The organism is Mesorhizobium sp. M1322 (assembly GCF_040318085.1).
GTDB lineage: Bacteria > Pseudomonadota > Alphaproteobacteria > Rhizobiales > Rhizobiaceae > Mesorhizobium.
Map to the genome: position 1 here is coordinate 1 of NZ_JAMYLP010000189.1, position 2,300 is coordinate 2,300.

Annotated in this window: 3 protein-coding genes; all 3 read right to left on the reverse strand. The window is 62.4% G+C overall.

Annotation, left to right across the window (positions count from 1 at the left end):
- Positions 1-131: 131 nt before the first annotated feature.
- Entirely contained in the window at positions 132-530 is a 399-nt protein-coding gene (locus tag NKH12_RS30235; protein ID WP_352956453.1) for a GFA family protein, read from the reverse strand.
- Positions 531-721: 191 nt separating this feature from the next.
- Positions 722-1,678, reverse strand: a complete 957-nt coding sequence (locus tag NKH12_RS30240; protein ID WP_352956454.1) for an alpha/beta fold hydrolase — start codon at positions 1,676-1,678, stop codon at positions 722-724.
- Between the two features lie 26 nt (positions 1,679-1,704).
- Positions 1,705-2,190, reverse strand: a complete 486-nt coding sequence (locus NKH12_RS30245) for an SRPBCC family protein (protein WP_352956455.1) — start codon at positions 2,188-2,190, stop codon at positions 1,705-1,707.
- Between the last annotated feature and the right edge of the window lie 110 nt (positions 2,191-2,300).

A 2,300-nucleotide genomic window follows, 5' to 3' on the forward strand; every position in this document is an offset into this window, starting at 1 on the left:
CAAGCTCATCACAACCCTCAACGCTATGGTGCGCACCAACAAACCCTGGAATCCGGCTTTCGTTTGAAGCACGGTTGCTCAACCGTCTTGGCGCTGCGCGCCAATCCACCTTCTCCCACAAGGGGAGAAGGTTAAGCGGGCGGCGGGGCGCCTTCATATTGCGGGAGTCCGTCGTCGAGCTGCACCCAGGGCTGCTTCGAGGCGGTCCACATATGCATCTGTGGCTTGAACATGGAAGGATCGTCGAGCGAGCCTGACGTGACGCCGATGATGCCGGCGGAGTCGCGCCGGGAAAACATCGTCGTGCCGCAGCCCGGGCAAAAGCCGCGCTTGAGATCGGGCGAGGAATTCACCAATGCCACCGGTCCTTCTGTCGTCACGTCGTCGATGCGGAACAGCACGCGGGCGTTGAAGGCCGCGCCCAGCGCCTTCTGGCAAAGCCGGCAATGGCAGACGCGCTCGTTGATCGGCGCCGCATCGGTGCGGTAGCGCACCGCACCGCACAGGCAGCCGCCTTGATATTTCGCCATTACCTTCGCCCCTCTTTCCACAGATTGGCGCCAAGGTAGCTGCCGGCACTGGAGCGTCAATTGAAATGCTTTGATGGCACCATCTGTTGGCGTGATGCGGCAGGCGGAACTTGTGGTGTGGTCAGGCGCGACGCGCGACAAGCGTCGCCGACCATCTCGCGGGAGACGGCCGGCAGGCAGTTGTCAGGCGGTCAGTTCGTTTCGCCGACGATCTCGTCCCAAGTCTTGACCTTGGTCTCGCCATTGAGAAAGGGCAGCGCTGCAGCTGTCAGTTCCGGCGCAAAGAACACGTCGTAATGGGTGCGGTTCGGCAAGATGGCCAAGCGGTTCTGCGAAAGGTTCTCGCGCATCCAGCCGGCGTCCTTCAGTCCGCCGCCGAGCATCTGATAGAACTTGATCTCGTGCTCTGGCCGGTACATGTCGCTGTCGCCGAACGCCAGCATGACCGGCATCTTCAGCTTCGGCACATCGGCGGAGTAGTCGTAGTCCTTGCGCATATAGGCGCCAAGCTGATCCAGCAGCTTCGGAAAATCCTGCGGGCGCGGCGCCACCGCCACGTAGGATTTGTACATCGGCGTGTCCTTCATCATATCGGCCATCGCCGCGCCGACCTGCGCCTGCTGACCGCGCATCTCGGCATAGAAGCCGTTCGCGGCATAGCCGGTCGAAACCAGGACGAGCCGGCGCACGGCCTCGGGATGCTGAACGGCCATGCGGAAGGCGACACCGCCGCCCAGCGAATAGCCCATGACATCGACCTGCTCGTAGCCGAGCGCCTTGACGATCGCCGCCATGTCGTCGCCCATCGCCTCCAGGCTCAATGGCCGGTCGCCGAGCGCAGTGCGGCCGTGACCGTGCAGGTCGACGCCGATGACGGTGCGGTTCTCGGCAAGCTTCGGCAGGATCGGCGCGAACATATCGGTGGTGCCGAGCCCGCCATGCAAAAGAAGCAGCGGCTCGCCCTTGCCGTAGACGGCGTAATAGTAATTCAGGCCGTTGATCGGCAGCAGACCGGATTTCACCGGGTGCGGCATTGCTTTCGTTTCAGCGGTCATGGCGGGCTTTGCCTCCTCGGCTTTGGTGGCGCCCGGCGCAGCGAGCAGCGCCGCAGCCGAGGCGAAAATGGCGAAAAACATCGATCTGGACATGTCGGTCTCCTTGCGTCCCGCTGATATCAAAGCCGTTTGGCGACTTCTTCGAGCTGGTCGGCGCACTGGCCCCAACCCTCGTGAAAGCCCATCTTCTCATGCTGTTCGCGGTCAGCGACGGACCAATGCGCAACCCGGGCGATGTAACGGGTCTTGCCCTCGCCCTCATCCTCGAAGGTCAGCACGACCGTCATGAACGGCTTTTCCGACGGCTCCCACGCCTTCGTATAGGCATCGGTGAGAACGATCTTCTCTCCCGGCACGACTTCGAGGAAGATGCCGGGGTTCGGGAATTCATTGCCGTCGGGTCCCGCCATGACGACCAAGCTGGAGCCGCCGGTGCGCACATCCATTTCGGCGCGCGGCGTCGTCCACGGCTTTGGCGCGAACCATTGCGTGACGAGCTTCGGCTCGGTCCAGCAGCGATAGACGTTCTCGCGCGGCGCATCGATGATGCGGGCGAGAACCAGTTCGCGGTCGGAGCTGGGGGCGATGTCGAGCTTGGTGGTCATGATGGTCTCCTCACTTGAGGCCTTTGCACAGAATCGGATTGGTGATTCCGTTCGCAAGGAAGATAGGGAGATGATTCGGATGGTCGATCGTGTGCTTGGTCAACTGAGCC